The sequence below is a fragment of the Asticcacaulis biprosthecium C19 genome (assembly GCF_000204015.1).
In the GTDB taxonomy this organism is placed as follows: domain Bacteria; phylum Pseudomonadota; class Alphaproteobacteria; order Caulobacterales; family Caulobacteraceae; genus Asticcacaulis; species Asticcacaulis biprosthecius.
The window spans coordinates 2266099-2288065 of record NZ_GL883077.1 but is presented as its reverse complement, the minus strand read 5'-3'; the positions used below and the strand labels follow the sequence as shown (position 1 = coordinate 2288065).

At 58.9% G+C, this 21967-nt stretch carries 8 protein-coding genes and 1 pseudogene; all 9 read right to left on the bottom strand.

What is annotated here, in order from left to right; translation table 11 throughout:
• Positions 1-160: 160 nt before the first annotated feature.
• Complete coding sequence (locus ABI_RS10335) at positions 161-574, bottom strand: hypothetical protein (RefSeq protein ID WP_006272887.1); 414 nt, start codon at positions 572-574, stop codon at positions 161-163.
• Positions 575-666: 92 nt separating this feature from the next.
• Positions 667-2718 (bottom strand): calcium-binding protein, encoded by a 2052-nt coding sequence (locus ABI_RS10330; RefSeq protein ID WP_006272886.1) that lies wholly within the window; start codon positions 2716-2718, stop codon positions 667-669.
• A 64-nt stretch (positions 2719-2782) separates the two neighbouring features.
• The gene (locus tag ABI_RS23615; RefSeq protein WP_006272885.1) at positions 2783-4393 is read right to left on the bottom strand and encodes a calcium-binding protein; all 1611 of its coding nucleotides are present in this window, start codon (positions 4391-4393) and stop codon (positions 2783-2785) included.
• A gap of 68 nt (positions 4394-4461) precedes the next feature.
• On the bottom strand, positions 4462-7260 hold the full coding sequence (locus ABI_RS26205; RefSeq protein WP_006272884.1) for a cadherin-like domain-containing protein: 2799 nt from the start codon (positions 7258-7260) through the stop codon (positions 4462-4464).
• A gap of 147 nt (positions 7261-7407) precedes the next feature.
• Entirely contained in the window at positions 7408-7632 is a 225-nt protein-coding gene (locus tag ABI_RS10315; protein WP_006272883.1) for a hypothetical protein, read from the bottom strand.
• Between the two features lie 199 nt (positions 7633-7831).
• Positions 7832-15820 carry a hypothetical protein gene (locus ABI_RS26200; protein ID WP_006272882.1) on the bottom strand — a complete coding sequence of 2663 codons (7989 nt, stop codon included), beginning with the start codon at positions 15818-15820 and terminating at the stop codon, positions 7832-7834.
• A 634-nt stretch (positions 15821-16454) separates the two neighbouring features.
• Positions 16455-18131 carry a beta strand repeat-containing protein gene (locus tag ABI_RS10305; protein WP_006272881.1) on the bottom strand — a complete coding sequence of 559 codons (1677 nt, stop codon included), beginning with the start codon at positions 18129-18131 and terminating at the stop codon, positions 16455-16457.
• A gap of 278 nt (positions 18132-18409) precedes the next feature.
• Positions 18410-20383, bottom strand: a pseudogene (locus tag ABI_RS26645) (calcium-binding protein); the annotation flags it as partial.
• A 1097-nt stretch (positions 20384-21480) separates the two neighbouring features.
• Positions 21481-21967 (bottom strand): calcium-binding protein (locus tag ABI_RS10295; RefSeq protein ID WP_502502847.1); only part of this gene is annotated, 487 nt, incomplete at its 5' end.

The window sequence follows — 21967 nt, the reverse complement described above, 5'->3', positions numbered from 1 at the left end:
AGTCGATCTCCCCTCCCTCAGCCGCAACCATGTCGAGGGCTGCTGAGGCCACGTCGTCAATTCGCAGGGTTTTCCTGGGCGCCATGCACAGCTCCTTCCAGGCCAGACGGCATATTGATGAAATCGCGTGACGTATCAAGCGCTTGACGGAAATGTCAGATTACGCGCGGCGGGGAAGGACAGTCACGTTGTGAACATGAACCCCTTCGGTGAGCCAACCGATGGCGTCACGGCTTCGGCCGAACACGCGAGAGGTGATGTCGGTGAACATTGGATCAAAAGCCTCGATCCGCGCGGCGCGGGTGGCGTCGTCTGTGACGATGGCGAAGCGGGTCGGGTAATGCCCGCCCGCCAGCAGCGGCCATTGCTCGGCCATGGCCTGAAAGTCCTCGAACTGCAGGACGTTGATAAAGCCGCGGATATCAAAGAGCCGGTTGTACCGCCACGGTTCGTCAAGGCCGCGATAGACCTCTTCGGTTTTGGCGAGGAGTTCGCTGCCATAGACGATGCCTTGCAACTTGAAGGTTACGAAGTGGGCATGATCGTTGATTTGAACCGTAATCCCATTGGGCATGACTGGCACCCCGCGCCTTCAACCAAGGCGAGAACTCGCCAGTGTACTACGCTTTGAGAAGGTAAGACACCGTTATTTGGGGTTGTATGGGTCTACCACACCATCTGGCTCAGCACCTCGGCCCGTAACGCATTCAGCACCGTAATGGTGTTACCCCCGTCGAACGCGATCACCACATCGCTGCCGGCCTGGGCGACCAGCGACGTGTTGGCAATGCCGCCCATATAGTCATGAACGTTGATACGATCGTTTTGCACTTTGCTGAAGTCGGTGATGGTGTCGCCACCGCTGGCTCGCTTGAAGAGAAAGACGTCAGCCCCAAGACCACCCGTCAGAACATCGCTGCCGCCGCGGCCGTCCAATACATTGTTGCCGGCATTGCCGTTCAGCGTATTGGCCAGGCTGTTGCCGATAGCCTTGGTATACCCAGAACCCGTCAGGGTAAGGGTTTCAACATAGCGCCCGATCAGATCGTAATCGACACTGGCATAGATGAGGTCGGTCCCCTGCCCGCTGGCCTCGACCACCTCATCGCCAGTAAACTGAACGTAGTAGGTATCGTTCCCCAGTCCGCCGGCCATCGTGTCGATGCCCGCGCCGCCGTCCAGCACGTTGTGGCCTCCATTGCCGTTCAGATGATTGTCCAGGCTGTTGCCTGTGGCGTTGATATCGGCTGAACCAGTCAGGGTGAGGATTTCAGTATGGCTTCCGGCCAGAGAAAACGACAGGCCGGCCATGACGTGGTCATTGCCTTCGCCGCTCAGCTCGGTAATCGTATCTCCGGCATTCTGGACGTAATAGGTGTCGTCGCCCAAACCGCCACGCAGCAGATTGTCGCCCGCATTGCCCGTCAGCACATTGTTGAGCCCATTGCCCGTGCCGTGGATCTTGGCCGTCCCGGTGAGGGTCAGGTTCTCGACCTCGCCGCTTAAGGCGTAGGTGACGCTGCTCAGCACCGTATCCGTCCCCTGCTCGGCGACCTCGACCACGCTGTCCGCGGCGGAGTTGACAACGTAGCTGTCAGTCCCGGCGCCACCGATCAGGGTGTCCACCCCGCCGGCGCCATCCAAGAGGTTGGCGCCGCTGTTGCCGGTGATGACATTGCCCCAGCCATTGCCCGTGCCGTTGATCGCGTCGGAGCCGGTCAGGGTGAGGTTCTCCAGCGCCGCGCCCAGCGTGTAGCTGATCGAGGCCTCTACCAGATCGCGCCCGCCGCCGGCCGTCTCGACAATGACGTCGTTGAGGCTCGACACGCCATAGGTATCGGCACCCAAACCCCCGATCAGCGTATCGTTCCCCACCATACCATTCAGGTAGTCGCCCCGATCGGTTCCCGTCAGATGATCATTGCCGGTCCAGCCGAAAACTCCTTCGACTCCAGTAACGTAAACGATCCCATTACCGGTCTCCTGCGCCCCTTCGATACGCAGGTCGAAAACCAGGTTTCCGCTGATCCGGAAGCCGAGCCAATCTTTGCCGGCGCCGCCGTCCAGGGTATCGCCGACGCCACCCACCACAGTGTCATCCCCCAGACCGCCTTCGATAAGATCCGTCCCGCTGCCGCCAAACAGGTTGTCATTGCCGTCGCCACCGTCGAAGAGGCTATTGAGGACACCACCTATAATCTGGTCGTCGCCACCAGCGCCCGAGATTTGGCCGTGCCCCCATATCAGATCCTCGCCGGCACCGCCCTCGACCGTGTCGGAACCGGCAGAGCCAAAGACGTAGTTGCCGTAGTCCCCAAGAATCAGGTGAAAGGCTTCGATGCCGGAGACGAAAATCCCCCCTTGCTCGACGACATATCCGTCGCCCAACCAGAAGTCGCCGCTCCAGTCCGTGTGCGACAGGTCCAGGACTAGGATATCCGTCCCGGCGCCGCCATCGATGACCTCATCGTAACCGCCAAGAACGTAGATCACGTCGTCGCCGTCACCGCCGCTGAGCGTGTCACTACCGTCTTGTGCGAAATCGCCATCGTATAGGGTGTCGTTGCCCCCGCCGCCCGACAGGTCGTCGTCGCCGCCATAGCCATAGAGGGTGTCGTCGTCTGGTCCACCGCTCAGGGTGTCGTTGTCAGGCCCTCCCTCATACAGGGCCAGCACCGACGCCTTGCCGTCAATGAGAGTCCAGATCGATTTCGCCATGGTCCCACCTCCGGGCGAGACTTTGCCCCACGGCGGTTAAACAAATGCGAACTTTTGGTGAGCGCTACCAGACGATGTGGCTCAGCACATCCGCCTGAGCCGCGTTCAGAACGGTAATGACGTTGCCACTGCCCAGATTGATGACGACGTTGAGGCCCGACTGGGTCACAAGTCCCGCATTTGCCACGCCGCCGGTATAGGCATTGACATTGATCAGGTCGCCATCGGCCACCGTAAAGTCGGTGACGGTATCCGCCCGACTGCCGGCCGAAAACAGGAAAACGTCGAGTCCGCCATTGCCGGTCAGGATATCGTTGCCGGCCAGACCGTTCAGCGTGTTGTTCCCGCCGTTGCCCCGCAGCGTGTTGCTGACACTGTTGCCGGTGGCGTTCAGGTTCGCCGCCCCGGTCAGTTCCAGGACCTCGGCGTAACGTCCGGCCAGGGTGTAGGTGACACTGGCAAAGACCGTATCAAAACCTTCGCCTGACGCCTCGACCACCTTGTCGCCGGTGTTGTCGACCCAGTAGCTGTCATCACCCAGTCCCCCCGTCAGGGTGTCCTTGCCGGTGCCGCCGTTCAGGGCGTTGTTTCCGCTATTGCCGGTCACGGTATTGGCCAGTGAGTTGCCGGTCAGGCTGACATGACCTTCCCCTGTCGCCATCAAGGTCTCCACAGCTCTTCCGAACAGCGAATAGGTCACCGAGGACAAAACGGTATCATTGCCCTCATGATGAAGCTCGACGGCGAGGTCGGAGAGGTTGTCGACATAGAAGGTGTCGTCACCAAGACCGCCGACCAGGGTATCCGCGCCATTGCCACCGTCCAGCCAGTCATTGCCGCCGCCGCCATTCAGCCCGTTGGTGCCGGCATTGCCGCTCAGTTGATTGTTGAGCGCATTGCCGGTCAGAGAAATATTGCCGACCCCCAGCAGAATCGCGTTTTCAACCGCCCGCCCGACCAGCGAGTAGGTCGCCCCGGTATAGACGATGTCGGTGCCTTCGCCATCAGCTTCGGCAACAGTGTCGCCGGAACTGTCAACAAAGTAGGTGTCGTCGCCGGTGCCGCCGCTCAGGCTGTCATTGCCGCCGAAGCCGTTCAGGCTATCATTGCCGGCACCGCCCCAGAAACTGTCGTCGCCGGCATTGCCGTACATGACATTGTTGAGTCCGTTGCCGATAAGCTGCGTACCAACTGACGTCATAAGCGAGACGTTCTCCACACCAATCGCCGTCAGGTCGATACTCAGTTGGCTGTGAAGCCAGTCCGTGCCCTCATCCGCCGCTTCGACGACAGTGTCCCCGGCATTGGTAATATAATAGGTATCGTTGCCGGCGCCGCCCGCCATGGTGTCTGCGCCTTCGCCGCCAAGGACCAGATCGTTGCCAGCACCGCCCCACACGCTGTCGTCACCGTGCCCGCCGTCGACCGTATCGTCGCCGTCATCACCGCTGACCGTGTCGTTGCCGATCTCCCCGCCCAGGTTGTCGTTGCCGCCGCCACCGGACAGGACGTCGTCGCCCTGGCCGCCATAGATCTCATCCGGATCAACGCCGCCGGCATAGGTGTCATTGCCGCCCGTGCCCACATACGGAGCGCCGAGCACTGCGCCAACTGCCGGGGCAGCCGCCAGGGCCGAAGCGTTCACGTCACTACGCATACTGAACAGTCCAGCCATGGTGTCCTCCTATTATTTTGCGGGGACCATAGGCCTAAAGATACCACCTGAAAACGGTGTTTTTTGACCTACCACACCATATGGGCGAGAATTTCGGCTTGGCTGGCGTTCAAAACCGTGACCACATTGCCTCCGCCCAGGTTGATCACAACATGGTTACCCGTCTGGCTCACCAGACCAGCATTGGCCACCCCACCGGTGTAGGCGTTGACATTGAGGCTGTCGTTGTCGGCCGCGTTGAAATCCGTAACGGTGTCGGCCCGGCTCCCGGCCGAGAACAGGAACACGTCGGCCCCTGCCCCACCGGTCAGGTTGTCGTTTCCGCCCGCGCCGTCGAGCACATTGGCACCGCTGTTGCCGATAAGGGTGTTGACGAGCGAATTGCCGGTCCCGTTGATATTGCCAGCCCCGGTCAGGATCAGCACCTCCGCCGCCCGGCCAAAAAAGGAATAGGTCACCGACGCATACACGGTATCGTTGCCCTGAAGGTGCAACTCGGCGACATTATCGTAAAAATTGTCGACATAGTAGGTGTCGTTACCCAGGCCGCCGCTCATCAGGTCTCCGCCGGTGCCGCCATCCAGAACGTTGTTGCCATCGGTCCCGGTCAGGGTGTTGTTAAGCGAATTGCCGGTACCGTTGAGATTCCCCGTGCCTGTCAGGAGAAGGGTTTCCACCGCCCTGCCAAACAGAGAATAGCTGACCGATGAGATGACCGTATCCTCGCCTTCGAAGTGCAGTTCGACGACGCGGTCTGTCTCGTTCTGGATATAGTAGGTGTCGTTACCCAAGCCTCCCGTCAGCACGTTACGCGCGTCATTGCCGGTCAGAACATTGCTCAGGCCGTTGCCGGTACCGTCGATGGCGGCCGCCCCGGTCAAAACCAGTTGCTCGAGATCCGTGCCCAGTGTCCAGCTCACCGAGGCTTCCACGACGTCAGTTCCACCGCTAAAGAAGTTCTCATCGACGTCACTGACAGAGTCGCCGACATTGTCGACAACATAGGTGTCGTTGCCCGTTGCCCCGATCAACGTATCGGCGCCGGCGCCACCGTTCAGCCGGTCATGCCCGCGATCGCCGCTCAGCCGGTTGGCGCCGCCGTTCCCCGCCAGTGTGTTGGCAGAAGCGTTGCCCCTGCCGTTGAGATCGGCCGTGCCGGTCAGAAACAGATACTCGGTATCTCCCCCTGCCAGGCTGTAATCGACCGAAGCATAGACGAGATCGACTCCACCGTTGCGGTATTCAACGATATGGTCTTCGCTGTTCTGGACATAGTAGGTGTCGTTGCCCAACTGGCCTTCCAGCGTATTGATGCCGCTGTTGCCGGTCAGCACATTGTCCCAGCTATTGCCCACGCCCTTGATATTACCGCGACCGGTAAGGGTCAGGTTTTCCGAATATTGATCCAGCCGTGTCGAGTTCGAGTTGAAGATCGTGTCGGTCACACGCGCAACCTCGAAACTGCGCGTGACGATCAGATTGGCGCCCTGACCATCGGAAATCTTGTAACTCAATCCGATCGGTCCGAAATAGTTGGCCGGCGGCGTCCAACTGTAAGTGCCGTCTCCATTGTTGACCAGGGTGCCGCCTTCCAGCGTCAAACTCTTGACACTCAGACTGTCGCCATCCGTATCGGTATATCCGGCCAGGAGGTCGGCCGTGCTGAGGGTATAGACCGTATCCTCTGTGGCGCCGGGCAGCACCACCGGTTCGCCGGTCAATTCCGGGCCATGGTTGCGCAAAATGATGGTGGTCTCGATGTCGCTGCTGACCGTGTCGGTCCAGGCCAGGGCGACATTACCGTCCGACAGCATCGTCGCCGTGGCATAGCGGTTATTGCCCGCCGCCGTCACGGTCACGATGTCGCTCAAGACCACACCGGCGCGGTCATAGATCGCGGCCTTCAACAGGCCGGCGGCGCCGTCAACCTCGGTCCAGGTCACCAGGAGCGAACCGTCCGGCAGGCCCTGGATATCAGCGAGAAGGCCGGTATTGGCCGAAACATTGGAATCGAAGGATGTCACCGCGCCGGTCGACAGGTCGGCGATAAACACGCGTGACTGGCTGTTGAACGCGACCGTGAGGTCATCCAGCACCGAAATATCGGCATCGAAAGACGATACCGGATAGGTGCCGGGCTTCACTTCAACCGCGACACCGACGGGCGCTCCGCTGGCGTTGTAGGCCTGCAAGGTCAAAAACGCCGTACTGGCCGACCGCCCGGTCATCCACCCCACGATCCAGCCCCCGTCGGACCGCGCAATAACACTGGTCCCACTGTCCCCCGCGGTCGGATTGGGCGCCCATCCCTGATAGGACAGGTTCGCCGCGACGTATTGCATGTCGCCGACGCGCTGACCGTACAGGTTCAGCTTCTGGCCATGCAGGTTGTGGTCGCTCGAACTGGCCTGCTGCTGACCACTCCAGGTGACCATGAAGCCACCGTCGGCCAGGCGGGCAATGTCGGGGTTGATCTGGTCCAGAGTCGGCGCCTGGCTGATCGCATAGGCAGCCGAGGTCGCCGCCCCCGTTGCATCGAAATGCCGGCCGGCAATCACCGGCGGATCGCCGGCGATACCAAACGCAGAGCCGGCTTCCGTGTAGATAACGACAAAACCACCGTCAGCTCTTGCGGCGACATCGGCCCCTGTCACGGGCAGGTGGTCGGCCACCACGACTTCGCCGCCAAGCTTGTCGCCATCGGCGCCATACACCTGGGCATACAGAACTGTCCCAAGGTCGGCTGTGTTGCCATACCAGGTGACGACATAGCCGCCGCCGTCCAGCCCGGTGATCTCGGGCGCGCGCTGCGTGCCAGCGGTGGTGGTGTTGACAGTATCGACGGGTTCAACGGTAAAATCAGCCATGGTCTGCCCTGCAATTTTAGTTTTACGAATAGGCACACATATTTAACGGCCGGAGTTGCCACCGGCCGTCGCTACGTTACAATATTACCGACAGTTCGGCCATGAAGCGAAGCGAAGCTTCAGGTAGATTTGCGAAAGGTTGTGAGTTCAGGCGACCCGGACGCCGTTGCAATAGGTCAGGGGATGGCCCGACGCGTGCGATATATCGACCCGCGACAGCACAAACCGATGCGGCACCGGCAATATTTCGGTGTCTTCCAGTCCGTCATCGATAAAAACCGCCCTGCCGTAATCTTCCAGAGCTTGGCGGATGTGTTCCAGACGCATGGCCTTGGCATAGGCCCAGCGGCAAATTTCCTCTGTCATCGACATGTACTTTTTCCTTGTCTGCCCTGGCCGTAAATTATGCCCCGGAAAAAATAAGGATGAAATGCGGCTTGGGCCCCAGTCAGATCCCGAAAAACATGACTAGCCTTACGGCCCTCCACGTCTCCGAAATAAGGTGGGCTTAAAACAAAAAAACCAGAAGGGCCGATCTGATGCCATCAGATCAGCCCTCCAGGCCAGTCCCTTACCATACAAGGTGGCTAAGCACGTCGGCTTGGTTGGTATTCATCACCGTGATGATGTTGGCGCTGCTAAGCGTGATCACAACGTTCAACCCAACCTGAGCCACAAGCCCGACATTGGCTACGCCGCCGGTATAGGCGTTGATGTCGATGCTGTCGTTCTGTGCAGCGCTAAAGTCGGTAATGCTGTCCTTGCCGCTGGCGGATTCAAACAGGAAGATGTCCGCACCCAGACCGCCGGTCAGCACATCAACCCCGCCCTTACCGTTCAGCGTATTGATGCCGTCATTGCCGATCAAAGTATTGGCCAGGCTGTTGCCGGTGGCATTTATGTCTGCGGAGCCTGTCAGATTGATCGTTTCGGCGTAGCGGCCGCTAAGGCTGTAGGTGACGGTGGAGAAGATCACATCTGTGCCCTGGCCACCCAACTCAGCGACATTGTCGCCAGTGTTCTGGACATAATAGGTGTCGTTGCCCAGGCCGCCGGTAAGGATATTATTGCCGCTGTTACCGGTCAGGATGTTGCTGAATTCGTTGCCGGTTCCGTTAAGCGCCGCCGTCCCGGTCAGGGTCAGGTTCTCGGTATTGGTCGCCAGAATATAGGTGATCGAGGATTCGACCGTATCCGTGCCTGCACCAGCGGCTTCCGTGATGATATCGCCCGCACTTTCGATGACATAGGTGTCATTGCCAGTGCCACCGATCAGGCTGTCGGCCCCCAAACCGCCGTTGAGGCGGTCATGACCCGATCCGCCATCCAACGTATTGGCCCCGTCATTGCCGGTCAGACCGTTAGCCAAACCGTTGCCGGTCGCATTAAGGCTGGCAACGCCTGTCAAGGTCAGGTTTTCAACCTGTTTTCCCGCCAGTGAGTATGTCACCGAAGAGAAGATCGTATCGATGCCGGCACCAGCTGCCTCGGAGACATTGTCGGCCGCATTCTGGATGTAATAGCTGTCGTCACCCAGACCGCCAGTGAGCAGATTGGTACCGGCGTTACCGGTCAGGACGTTGTTCAGGTCGTTACCCGTGCCATTGACGTTACTCGCCCCCAGAAGGATGAGGTTTTCGACATTCGTAGCCAAGGTGTAGGAAATGGAGGAACGTACGGTATCGGTACCCTCATTGACCAACTCCGTCACCACGTCGCCGGCATTGTCAACGCCGTAACTGTCATCGCCGGCGCCACCGATCAAGGTATCCACTCCCAGTCCACCGTCCAGGTCGTCGTGGCCGGCCAAACCGGTCAGGCTATTTGCACCGTCATTGCCGGTCAGGCTGTTGGCCAGGCTGTTGCCAGTGGCATTGATTGCCGCGGCTCCGGTCAGGACAAGGCTCTCGATATAGCGCCCCGACAAGGCATAGGTGACAGTCGAATAGATTGTGTCTGTCCCGTCGCCGTTGGCTTCGACAACGTTATCGCCGGCGTTCTGGATGAAATAGGTGTCGTTGCCCAATCCGCCACTCAGTACGTTGTTGCCACTGTTGCCGGTCAGCACGTTGTTACCCGCCGTGCCGGTTCCGTTGATGTTCGCCGCCCCGGTCAGGATCAGGTTTTCGACATTGGCGCCGAGAGTGTAAGTGATGGCTGCTTCGACCGTATCCGTGCCATCGCCCAGGGCTTCCCCGACGCTATCCGCGACGGTTGCCACGACATAGGTATCGTCGCCGGCCCCGCCGGTCAGGCTGTTCGTGCCTGCCCCGCCGTCCAGCCGGTTATTGCCGATATTCCCAACGATAACGTTATTGCCGCTGTTGCCGGTCGCGTTGAAGTTGCCGGTACCGCCTAGGGTCAGGTTTTCGAAGTTGGCCCCCAGCACATAGCTCAGTGCCGCCACGACCTGGTCGGTGCCTTCGCCCACGGCCTCGGTCACCACGTCGCCTTCGACATCGACCATGTAGCTGTCGTCGCCCAGGCCGCCGCTCAGGCTGTCGTTACCGGCCAAACCGTCCAGCATGTTGTTGCCGCTATTGGCGATGATGACGTTGTTGCTACCGTTGCCGGTGCCGCTGGCGTTGGCCGATCCGGTCAGGGTCAGGTTTTCGACATTGGCGCCCAAGGTCCAGGTGACCGCGGACTGCACCAGGTCGGTGCCTTCAGCGGCCGCTTCGGTGACCACATCGCCGACCGAGCCAACGACGAAGGTGTCGTCCCCCAGACCGCCAATGGCGGTATCGTCGCCGGCCCCGCCGTCCAGCAGATTGTTGCCGGTGTTGCCCGTCAGGACGTTACCCAGAGTATTGCCGATGCCGTTTATATTCGCTGCCCCGGTCAGGACCAGGTTTTCGACATCGGCGCCCAAGGTGTAGCTGATGGTGGATTCGACCGTATCCGTCCCCTGGGCGGGAGCTTCGATGACGGAATCATTGAGCGTCGCCACGACGTAGGTGTCGTCGCCCAACCCGCCAGCCAGGCTGTTGACGCCGGCCCCGCCGTCCAGCCGGTTGTTGCCGGCGTTACCGGTCAGGCTATTGTTGAGCGCATTGCCCGTACCGTTGATATTGGCTGAACCGGTCAGGATCAGGTTCTCGACACTCGCGCCCAGCACGTAGGCGACCGACGAGGACACCGTATCTGTGCCTTCGCTGGCCGCTTCGGTCACGACATCGCCCGCCGCATCGACGACATAGCTGTCGTCGCCCAGACCGCCACTGAGACTGTCGTCCCCGGCGCCGCCATCCAACAGGTTATTGCTGACATTGCCGGTGAGCACATTGCCCAGGCCGTTTCCGGTCCCGTTCAAGGCCGTGCTCAACAGGACCAGGTTTTCGACATTGACAGCCAGGGTCAGGGTGACGGCTGTCTGAACCGTATCCGTGCCGGCACTGGTCGCTTCGGTGACCACGTCGCCCGTGGCGCTGACGACAAAGGTGTCATCGCCCAGCCCACCGACCATGGTATCGTTGCCGGTCCCGCCATCCAGCAGGTTGTTGCCGGTATTGCCCGTCAGGACGTTGCCGACACCGTTGCCGGTGGCGTTGATCGCCGCCGCTCCGGTCAAGGTCAGGTTTTCGGCCTGGCGCCCGGACAGGCTATAGGTCACCGTCGATATGACGAGGTCGGTGCCCTCGCCGCTCAGTTCGACGACATTGTCGGCCCCAGCCTGGACGTAATAGGTGTCGTTGCCGGCGCCGCCGGTCATGGTGTCATTGCCGGCACCGCCGTCCAGCACGTTGTTGCCGGCATTGCCGGTCAAGGTGTTGTTGAGCGTATTTCCAGTGCCGTTGATATTGGCCGAACCCGTCAGGATCAGGTTTTCGACATCGGCGCCCAGGGTGTAGGTGATGGTCGACTCGACCGTGTCTGTGCCCTCCGAGGCATATTCGGTGACGCTGTCATTAACCGTGGCCACAACATAGGTGTCGTTGCCCAGGCCCCCGAACAGAGCGTTGACCCCGGCAGCTCCGTCCAGCCGGTTGTTGCCGGTATTGCCGATCAGGTTGTTGCCCAGCGCATTCCCAGTGCCATTGATATTGGCCGACCCGGTCAAGCTGAGGTGCTCCAGGTTGGCGCCCAGCAAATAGGTGACCGACGCATAAACCGTGTCGGTGCCTTCGCTGTTGTTCTCGGTCACCGCGTCGCCGGCGGCATCGACAATGTAGCTGTCGTCGCCCAGTCCACCAGTCAGGCTGTCATTGCCGGCGCCACCGTCCAGGAGGTTGTTGCCGGAATTGCCGGTGATCAGGTTGTTGCCGGCGTTACCCACGCCATTGATATTGCCCGCCCCGGTCAGGGTCAGGGTCTCGATATTGCTGCTCAGGGTAAAGGTTGCCGACGACTGGACCGTATCGCTGCCTTCGCCCACCGCTTCGGTCACCAGGTCAGTGGTGGCATTGACGACATAGGTGTCATCGCCCAATCCGCCGATCATGGTGTCGTTGCCGAGGCCACCATCCAGCAGGTTATTACCGGCATTGCCCGTCAGGATATTGTCGCTGTCATTGCCGGTCGCGTTGACATTGTCCGATCCAGTCAGCGTCAGGTTTTCGACCTGGCGTCCAACCAGGCTATAGGCCACGGTCGAAACGATAAGGTCGGTGCCTTCGCCAACCAGTTCCACCACATTGTCGGTCAGATTCTGGACGTAATAGGTGTCGTTGCCGGTACCGCCGGTCAGGGTGTTGCCCCCGCTATTGCCGGTCAGCACATTGTTCAAGCTGTTGCCTGTACCGTTCACCGCTGCACTGCCGGTCAGGAGCAGGTTCTCGACATTGGCACCAAGGAGATAGGCGATGGCAGACTCAACCGTATCGATGCCCGCATCAGCACCTTCTACGACCGAATCGCCACCGCCAGAAATGACGTAGGTATCGTCCCCGACACCGCCCGACATGGTGTCGTTGTTGGCGCCGCCATCCAGCCGGTTATTGCCACTATTGCCGTTCAGGATATTGTTGAAGCCATTGCCCGTACCATTGACACTGGCCGAGCCCGTCAGGGTCAGGTGTTCGACCTGCTTGCCGGCCAGCGTGAAGGTCACGGTCGACAGGACGGTATCGGTACCCGCACTTGTGGCTTCGTTGACCACGTCGCCAGCGTTCTCAACATAATATGTGTCATCACCCAGGCCACCGGCCAGGGAGTCCGCGCCTGAGCGGCCATCAAGGAGATTGTTACCGTCGCTGCCCGTCAGACTATCATTGTACGAAGAACCAGTCAGGTTCTGGAGGTTGTAAAGTGTGTCCACGCCGGCGCCGCCGGTATCCTGAGCGGTTCCTGGCGTGGCCAGAGATACTGTTACGCCCGAAGTTGCGGATAGGTAGGCGACGGTATTGGTGCCCGCACCACCATCTATGAAGTCATCGCCAAGCCCACCATCCAGTTGTTCGTCCCCGGTACCGCCATTGATGTAGTCGATCTCACTGCCGGTCGTAACATCGTTGCTGCCGTTGCCGAGGTTAAGGGTAACCTGTTCGAAATGGCCAATCGAATTGTCGCCAAAGGTCAGGACCGTGCCGACGGCCGTAATCGTCGTACTGCCCAAAGATGTGAGACTGACGCTGACTGCGTCGTTTCCGAGCCCCCCATCAACAACAATACGGGTCGCTGGTGCACTCAGGGGATGGCCATCAATGGAAAGGTTGTCGTCGCCCGTCCCCATAAAATAGGTTACGTTCTCGAAATCCGTCACGTAGGAATAGGTACCGCTGCCGTTGTAAACATAGCCAAAGAAACTACTATTGTCATAGTTGCTTAGCGTAACAGACACGCCCGTGGTCTGAGTCGAATTGTCAATCGTCAGGCTGTCGGTACCGTCCCCCCCCCCCAGGTTTTCGTAAGCCGTTCGATCACTCAGGGTGACGGTATCATCGCCGCTACCCAGACCGAGACTGGCGTAGGTTTCGAAATTGGCGATGTCGAGGTCAATGCCGACAATCGAAGTATTGGTGACCGTTACATCGACGGTGATTGCGGCGAGGTCGGCTGACAACGAGTCCGTCCCCGAGCCGCCATCCAGCGTCAGACTGGTCCCTGCGACTGTGAGAGGGATGCCGGTGACCGAAAGACTATCGTCGCCTGTCCCCATCAAATAGGTAAGGTTTTCGAATGCAGTGAAATACGTATAGGCGCCGCTGGCGTTATAGAGATAACCGTAGAAACTGCTGCCGTCATAATTGGCGAGGTTGCCGCTGACGCCGGTCGTCTGAGTGGAATTGTCGACGGTCAATGCATCTGTGCCCGTCCCGCCATGGACACTTTCGCTGATGACGCGGTCGCTGAGATCGACGGTGTCGTCGCCCGCGGCCAGATCGATGCTGGTTGCAGTCACGGCTCCAGACAGGTCCACACTGTCGTCACCACTACCCAGGCTCAAACTTCCATAAGCTTCAAAGCCCGCGATGCTGAGGGAGACGCCGGATATTGACGCTCCCGTAACGGCGATATCATCGACCGCCGTCGACATATCTGCAGACAATGTGTCGGTCCCCGCCCCGCCATCAAGCGTTAGACCCGTCCCCGCCACGGTCAGCGGGATGCCGTTAACAACGAGATTGTCGTCGCCGGTCCCCATTGCGTAGGTTAGGGTCTCAAAGCTATAAAAATACGTATAGGCGCCGCTGCCGTTGTAAAGGTATCCCGAGAAGCTGTTGCCATCATAGTTCGAAATCGTGCTGGAAACACCGACGGACTGAACAGAATTGTCGACCATCAGATCATCAATGCCGATGCCGCCCGAGAGGGATTCATTGGTTTTACGGTCGCCCAGTTCTGCACCGTCGTCACCTGCGCCCAGATCAGCGCTACCCAAGCCAAATGTCCCAGTTAAGGCGATACTATCCGTGCCGCTGCCGAAATAGAGAGTGCCATACGTTTCGAAACTCGAAATGTTAAGGGCTATCCCGGTGATCGAACTGTTGGTCATTGTCAGGTCGACAGTGACCGTTGACAGGTCTGCCGAAAGGGTATCCGTCCCTGCTCCGCCGTCAAGCGTCAGACTGGTCCCTGCCACGGTGAGGGGGATACCGTTAACCGAGAGGCTGTCGTCACCGGTCCCCATCAAGTAGGTCAGATTTTCAAAAGCATCGTAATAAGTATAGGCGCCGCCGCTGTTATATAAATATCCTGAGAAGCTGCTGCCGTCATGATTCGAGATTGTACTGGAAACACCGACGGACTGGACAGAATTGTCTACTGTCATGGAATCCACCCCAGTATCGCCGTCAAGGGTTTCGTAAGTCGTTCTATCGGTAAGATGGGCAACGTCGTCGCCCTCTCCAAAAGCAATACTTCCCACACTTACCGCCCCAGACAGGGTCACGCTGTCACTGCCGCTGCCCAAGCTTACAGAAGAGTACACTTCAAAGTTTGAAATTTCGACGCCGGTTCCTGAAATTGAACTGTTTGTCATGGTCAGATTGGCGGTAACTGCCGACAGATCAGCGCTCGACAGCGTATCCGTGCCGAGATTACCATCGACTGTCAGGCTGTTTCCCGCGGTTGCTAGGGCTCCTGCATTAATTGACACGGTATCGTCGCCCTTGCCCATCTTGTAGGTCAGGACTTCGTTGCCGTAGACATAGGTATAGTTGCCCGCCCGATTATACAGCGAAGAACTGAATGTGCCACTTCCGCCATCGGAAATCGAACTGGAGACCCCGACGGTCTGCGTCGAATTGTCGATCGTCACCGTATCCTTACCACTACCCGTGCTCAAAACCTCGTTGGCAGAGCGGTTGCTCAGAGTGGAGGCGTCATTACCACTGCCAAAGGTGACACTGTAAATCTCGAACTTGGCCAGGCTAACGCCCGTGCCCGAAAACGCGGCATTGGTCATGGTAAGATTTGCGGTCACTGCCGACAAGTCGGCGCTCAGCGTGTCGATGCCAGCCCCCGCACCGGCGTCGACTGTGATGCTGTTGCCAACCGTGGCCAAGGCGCCACCACCAATATTGAGGACATCACTGCCGGTCCCCATCTTGTAGGTAAGGGTCTCGAAGCGGTTAAAATTGAGATATTCGTTGCTGGAATTGTAGAAATATCCGGTAAAAGTACCATCACCGCCGTCGGAAATGGAACTGTTGACGGCTGCCGACTGAACGGAGTTGTCGACATTGAGGCTGTCCTTTCCAGCGCCACCATCGAGATACTCGCCGGCTAAACGATTTGTCAGGGTGACGCTGTCTGCGGCAGAGCCCAGAGTTAGAGAATATCGCTCGAAATTCGTCGCGGTCAAAAGCGTACTCGAGGTCAACGAACTGTTGGTCAGAGTCATAACCGTGGTCAGGTTCGAGAAATCGCCATTTAGGACATCCATCCCGGCGCCACCGTTGAGGTTGAGCTTGTTGCCTGGAGTGGACAGAGGCTGCCCCTGAACAGTCAGGACATCGTTACCGGACCCCATTGTATAGTTGAGAATATTTGCATTATCGAAGTAAAGGTAAGAGGAATCCTGATTATACAGATAACCGTAAAAAGTCGTCCCAGAACTATAGATGTAGCTGGTGACGCCACCGGTTTGTGCTGAATTATCTTGTGTAACAGTAACCATCAGAAAACCTCAAATAGGATGGCGCAAAGTGCGCAGAGATTAGGACCGGAACGAACATACAGAGACAACAAAACTATTGATTACACGATTAAACTAAATTTCAACGAAATTTGAAATAACTCATAAATAGAAAACGGCTTCCACAAGAAGAACGTCAAACCAAAATATTGAATATACAAATTTCTGATCGCAACACACCAATTTGAACGCGATTTACATGTGATCGACCGAAAAGGCTCAATTAACCATGATAGATGGCAAATTTACACATCGAAAATTTCGAAATTTAAGCCATTCGATAGCTTGCGCCCCTCGACCTCCGCCCTTCCCCGTCAAGTCACCGATTCCCCAATAAATCCTTATAATGCTACCCCGAGTATTGCTGAAGCGTCATCCCCTAAATTGACGACCGGCATCGATTTACCGTCGATCAGATACGATTTTTCCTGAAATTTTGCCGCTGTGCCCTGGGCGCAACGCCGGGACACATTTGCACTCGTCGCCACCATAGTAGATATTCGCCAATGACGCCTTCGAGACATCCCGAAACGTTTGGTGTACTTTTCGGGTTAAGATGCTCGTCATAACAAAGACTTAGAGCGCCGATCCGATGAAATTAGATCGGCGCTCATACTTACCATACCATATGGCTAAGCACATCGGCTTGGGTCGCCCCCAGCACCGTGATTGTATTGCCGCCGCCCAGATTGATCAGGACATTGCCCCCCACCTGCGTGACCATGCCGTTGTTGGCCACGCCATTGGTTATGGCATGGAGATCGATGCTGTCGTTCTGCGCCGCGCTGAAATCGGTGACCGTATCCTTCCAGGTGCCGTTCAAGAACACGAACACATCCGAGCCCAGCCCTCCCGTCAGGGTATCGTTGCCCACACCACCATCCAGCCGGTTATTGCCGCTGTTGCCCATCAGGGCGTTGTTCAGGGAATTGCCGGTGGCGTTGATGTTGCCGGAACCCGTCAGGTTCAGGACTTCAACCGCCCGACCCAACAGCGAATAGGTCACCGAACTGAACACTGTATCCGTGCCCTGAAGGTGCAGTTCCTGCACGTTGTCCCCGGTGTTGTCGACGTAATAGGTGTCGTCACCCAATCCGCCGACCAGCTTGTCCACACCAGCGCCGCCGTCCAGCACATTGTTGCCGGCATTGCCCGTCAGCGTGTTATTCAGCGAATTGCCGGTGCCGTTCAGGTTGCCGCCTCCAGTCAGGGTCAGCACCTCCACCGCACGGCCGTTCAGCGAATAGTTCACCGACGAAATGATGGTGTCGGTACCCTCGAGATGGTTTTCACCGACGCTGTCGGCGATATTGTCGACATAGTAGGTATCGTCGCCCAGCCCGCCCAAAAGACGATCCGCGCCAGCCCCGCCATCCAGCACATCGTTGCCAGCCGCACCTTCCAGCGTGTTCTTGCCGTCATTGCCGGTCATGATGTTGTTCAGCGAATTGCCGACACCGGTCAGGTTGCCCGTTCCCGTCAGGGTCAGCACTTCAACCGCCCGGCCGTTCAGCGAATAGCTGACCGACGAGATGATGGTGTCGGCGCCTTCCAGGTGGTTCTCGCCGACGCTGTCGGCGACATTGTCGACATAATAGGTGTCGTTGCCCAGCCCGCCGACCATGCGGTCCGCACCGGCGCCACCATCCAGCGCATTGTTGCCGGCATTGCCTGTCAGAATGTTGTTAAGGTCATTGCCCGTACCATTGATATTGCCGGCGCCCGTCAGGACAAGGTTCTCCAGATTGGCGCCGAGCCCATAGGTCAGCGAAGCCTGCACCATATCTGTGCCGTCGCCCGCAGCTTCCGTAACCGCGTCGCCCCCCACGTCAACGACATAGGTATCGTTGCCCAGTCCGCCCGCCAGGGTGTCGTTGCCGCCCAGGCCGTCGATCCAGTTGTTGCCGGAATTACCGCCGATGCGGTTGGCCAGGCTATTGCCGGTTGCGGTGAAGTTGCCGCTGCCTGACAATGCAAGGTGTTCGAGGTTTGCGCCCAGGGTATAGCTGCGCGCGGCCAGAACCCAGTCATTGCCTTCGCCGGCGTTTTCCACGACGCTATCTTCGTTATCGACCACGAAGGTGTCATTGCCAAGTCCGCCGATCAGGGTATCGACACCCGCCGCACCTTCCAGCCAGTTGTTACCCGAGTTACCGGTCAAAACATTGGCCATGTTATTGCCATTGCCGGTGAGATTGCCCGTACCCGTAAAGGTCAGGTTCTCAATATCTGCGCCCAGATTGTAGCTCACTGAAGCCAGAATCAGGTCGGTACCCGCCTCCGCATTCTCCAATACCCGGTCGCCGACGGCCTCGACTATGTAGGTGTCGTCGCCCGACAGCCCAATCAGGGTATCACTGCCGGCGCCACCGTCCAGGATGTTGTTTCCGGCGTTACCACCCAGATAGTTGTCGCCGGGATTACCCGTGGCGTTGATATTATCGTTCCCCCCAGTCTCAACCGCTCCACCCCGTCTGCCAGGATGAGGCTGACGGTCGTATTGACGATATCGTCGCCTTGCCCCGCCGCTTCAATAACCACATCCCCGATCGCATCGACCCAGTAGATGTCATCCCCGGCTCCGCCGGCCAGGGTATCATCCCCCGCTCCGCCCGACAGATTGTCTTTTCCGTCCCCGCCGCTCAGGATGTCATTGTCGCCGCCGCCATCCATGCCATCGTCGCCGGCCTCCCCGTGCAGGATATCCGCGCCGGCGCCGCCCAGGGCCGTGTCAGCCCGGTCACCGCCAACGAAGGTGTCGCCGCCTTCACTACCGATCAGGGTGTCAGCAAAACCGCCGCCCTGGAAGCTGATGGCTTCAATGCCCGCAACATTACCGCCGGCGCCTGCATTGATACTGATGGCAGCTGTCGACTCAAAACCGTGGACATACAAAATGTCCGATCCCTCGCCGCCATCGATGGCATCACCACCATGCGTGTGGATCTCATCATTCCCGGCGCCACCCAAGACGGTGTCAACACCATCATCATTGATCTGGTCGCCACCGTAGAGGGTGTCGTTGCCACCGCCGGCATCCAGGCTGTCGTTGCCGAAACCGCCGCTGAGCACGTCATTGGCGTCGCCGGCAACCAGGGTGTCATTACCGGTCTCGCCCGACATGTACCCCCTGCCGATCGTGTCCGTCAGCAGATCGTTGTCGTCCCCGCCTTCCAGCGTGTCGTCGCCGTCACTGGTCACCAGCGTGTCGTTGCCACTGCCGCCGGTCAGGATATCCCCGCCTTCGTTGCCGTTCAGCAGGTCGTTGCCCGCGCCGCCCAATAGCCTGTCAGCGTCGGCGCCGCCCGACAGCACATCTTCGCCATCCTGGCCGAAGATGAGATCCTCGCCGTCATCACCGAAGACCATGTCATCGCCCGCGCCGGCACGCAGGTCATCACCTCCGGCGCCACCGTACAGCGTATCCCTGCCGTCTCGGCCGACCAGATAGTCGTTGCCCCCCTCTCCGTTCAGTTGGTTGGCACCATCATCACCGGTCAAAGCATCCGTTGTGAACGACCCGATGAGGTTTTCAACGCTCGACAATCTGTCCTCGCCGGCGCCAAGCGTATTCTGCGTATCAAACAGTGACAGATCGACACTTACCCCCGACGCCGCATCGGCGTAGGAGGCCGTGTCATTCCCTACAGATCCCACGATTGTGTCATTGCCAACACCGCCGACCAGCAGATCGTTGCCGCTATCCCCCCAAACCACATCGTTACCGGCGCCCCCCGTGACGGTGTCGGTTCCATCACCGCCTTGCAGGGTATCGGCACCGTCAGCGCCCGACAGCAGATCATTGTCGTTTCCGCCCGCCACGGTATCGGCACCTGCGCCACCCGTCAGAGTGTCATTGCCGCCGCCACCGCCCATCTGCGCAGATGTACCTGTGCCGGCATTGCCCCAGTCATTTCCCTCACCACCGCTGAAGGAATTCGTCCCCGCGCCACCTGTATAGGAATCGTTTCCGGCGCCTCCAAAAAAGGTGTCTCCTCCAGAGCTTCCCACAAAGGTATCGTTCTGGCTCGCGCCCCAGACCAGGACCTTTTCGACATTCCTGACGCTCACGCCATTCGACAGGGTCGTCCCCGCCGCAGTGCCGGCCTGGCTCATGTCGAACAACATCCCCGACGCCCCGGTCGTCATATCAAGATAGAACAGGTCGACACCGTCGCCCCCGTCAATCGTGTCCGCCCCGAGGGTGCTTTCCAGCCTGTCATCTCCCGCGCCACCATTCAAAAGGCTGTTCCAGCCGCCGGAAATGGTGTCATCTCCGGCGCCGCCGTTCAGCGTATCGCCGATCTCGCCTCCGCTGAGGCTGTCATTGCCGTCACCGCCGTCCAGCGAGTCACTGTTGCCCAGGCCGTTCAGCGTGTCGTTACCGCCCAGGCCCTGGATAGTATCCTGCCCCGCGGTGCCAAACTGCGCATCATCGCCGGCCGTGCCGCTCTGCGACGTCGTCAGCCGGCTGGCCAGATCGACCACTTCATAGCCCGTCCTGGTCTGCAGGAACAGGAACCGGCCATCGGCCGACACCTCCATCATGCCGACCGGGTAACGTCCGCCCTCCGGCAGGCTCTCCTCATAGGATGTCAGGCCGGTCGTCATGGCCTGGGCCGAACCGATCTGCGTCCAACTCCTGGTGTCGTAAACCTCGATCTGGCCGGTTGCACCGTCCCACAGGAAGAGTTGGTGCCCCCCGGCATTGAACTTGCCGTCCAGCGTCCAGGCGTCCGTTTCAATAACATGGACGACCTCCAGATTGAGGTCGAGAATGGTATGGCCGCGCCAGGTGAACATGAACAGCAGGCCGGCCGCCTCGCTGATATCGCCGCGCCCGCGATTATAGGTAAACGCACCCGAGCGCGCGATTATCTGGTCGGTCTGCGAATCGTAAAGCTGGAATTCGCCACCCGAAGAGATGCTTTCCTGAGCCATGACATAGCGGCCGTTCTCGGACCGGATGAGATGGCTTCCGCCCAGTTGTTGGTTTCCGTCATAGCTAATGAAACTGTTCGTATCGGCGGGAAAGACGACGTCGATATAGTTGTTCACTGTACCGACCGACATCACGACCTGATTGTCAGCCAGTATGGCTAGGTCGTAGGCCGCACTCGACACGTAGCTAGCCTGGAAGTGCACCACATCATAGGTGCCCGGCTCGCTTACCGTCGCCATATCTATGCGATAGAGTATGCTGTACGACTGGGAGTCATCAGCAAGCCTGACGATGTCCGCCATGGCGATCAAAATTTGGCTGCCGTCCGCCGTCAGCCCGAAATCCCCGATCTTACCGCTCAGAGTCACCAGCGTGGTCGTGGTCTGGGTCAGTGGATTGTAGCTCTTCAACATCCCGCCGTCGGCGAAGTAAAAAACATTCCGTGCCGCATCATAGTGAAAGCGGAACGAGCCGACGGGAACGGCGAAGACGGTTGTCAGATCGGTCATGAGATCCCCCTGGGTTGCACAACATGGCATTGGTCCCATGGGTAACAGTCAGCCGTGCGCCTGTCGATAGGGCTGTACCGGCGGCACAGATTTCCCTACTCCGGCTGCTTAAACGCGCCCGCTACCTCGTCCTTGGCAGGTAGCGCTGCGCAAAAGTAACCACTTGCAAATCCAGCCGCCGGACAGAGGCACTACCACACCATATGGCTGAGGACATCGGCTTGGCTGGCGTTGCTGACAGTGATTGTATTGCCGTCGCCTAGAGTGATGACCACATGGGCGCCGGACTGCGACACCCATCCAGCATGGGCAGTGCCACCGCTATAGGCGTTGACATTGATCATGTCGTTCTGCGCCGCTTTAAAGTCGTTGATGGTGTCGGCGCCACTAGCGGTCCCAAACAGGAAGATGTCAGCCCCCAACCCGCCAGCCAGGATGTCGTTGCCACCTCCGCCATTCAGCGTGTTGTTCCCGGAATTGCCGCTTAGGATGTTGGCACCAGCGTTGCCATTGCCGACAAAGTTGCCGGTGCCGCTGAACGCCAGGTTTTCGACCTCGGCGCCCAGATTGTAATTGCGGCCGGCCAACACCCAGTCATTTCCGCCATTCGCCGCTTCGATCACAACGTCATCGCCGTCGACCACAAGGACATCATTACCCTGACCGCCGGCCAGGGTA

Bases quoted from the DNA above. Each gene is read 5' to 3' on its own strand.
- ABI_RS10335 (WP_006272887.1), bottom strand. From the start codon at position 574: ATGCCCAATGGGATTACGGTTCAAATCAACGATCATGCCCACTTCGTA.
- ABI_RS10330 (WP_006272886.1), bottom strand. From the start codon at position 2,718: ATGGCGAAATCGATCTGGACTCTCATTGACGGCAAGGCGTCGGTGCTG.
- ABI_RS23615 (WP_006272885.1), bottom strand. From the start codon at position 4,393: ATGGCTGGACTGTTCAGTATGCGTAGTGACGTGAACGCTTCGGCCCTG.
- ABI_RS26205 (WP_006272884.1), bottom strand. From the start codon at position 7,260: ATGGCTGATTTTACCGTTGAACCCGTCGATACTGTCAACACCACCACC.
- ABI_RS10315 (WP_006272883.1), bottom strand. From the start codon at position 7,632: ATGTCGATGACAGAGGAAATTTGCCGCTGGGCCTATGCCAAGGCCATG.
- ABI_RS26200 (WP_006272882.1), bottom strand. From the start codon at position 15,820: ATGGTTACTGTTACACAAGATAATTCAGCACAAACCGGTGGCGTCACC.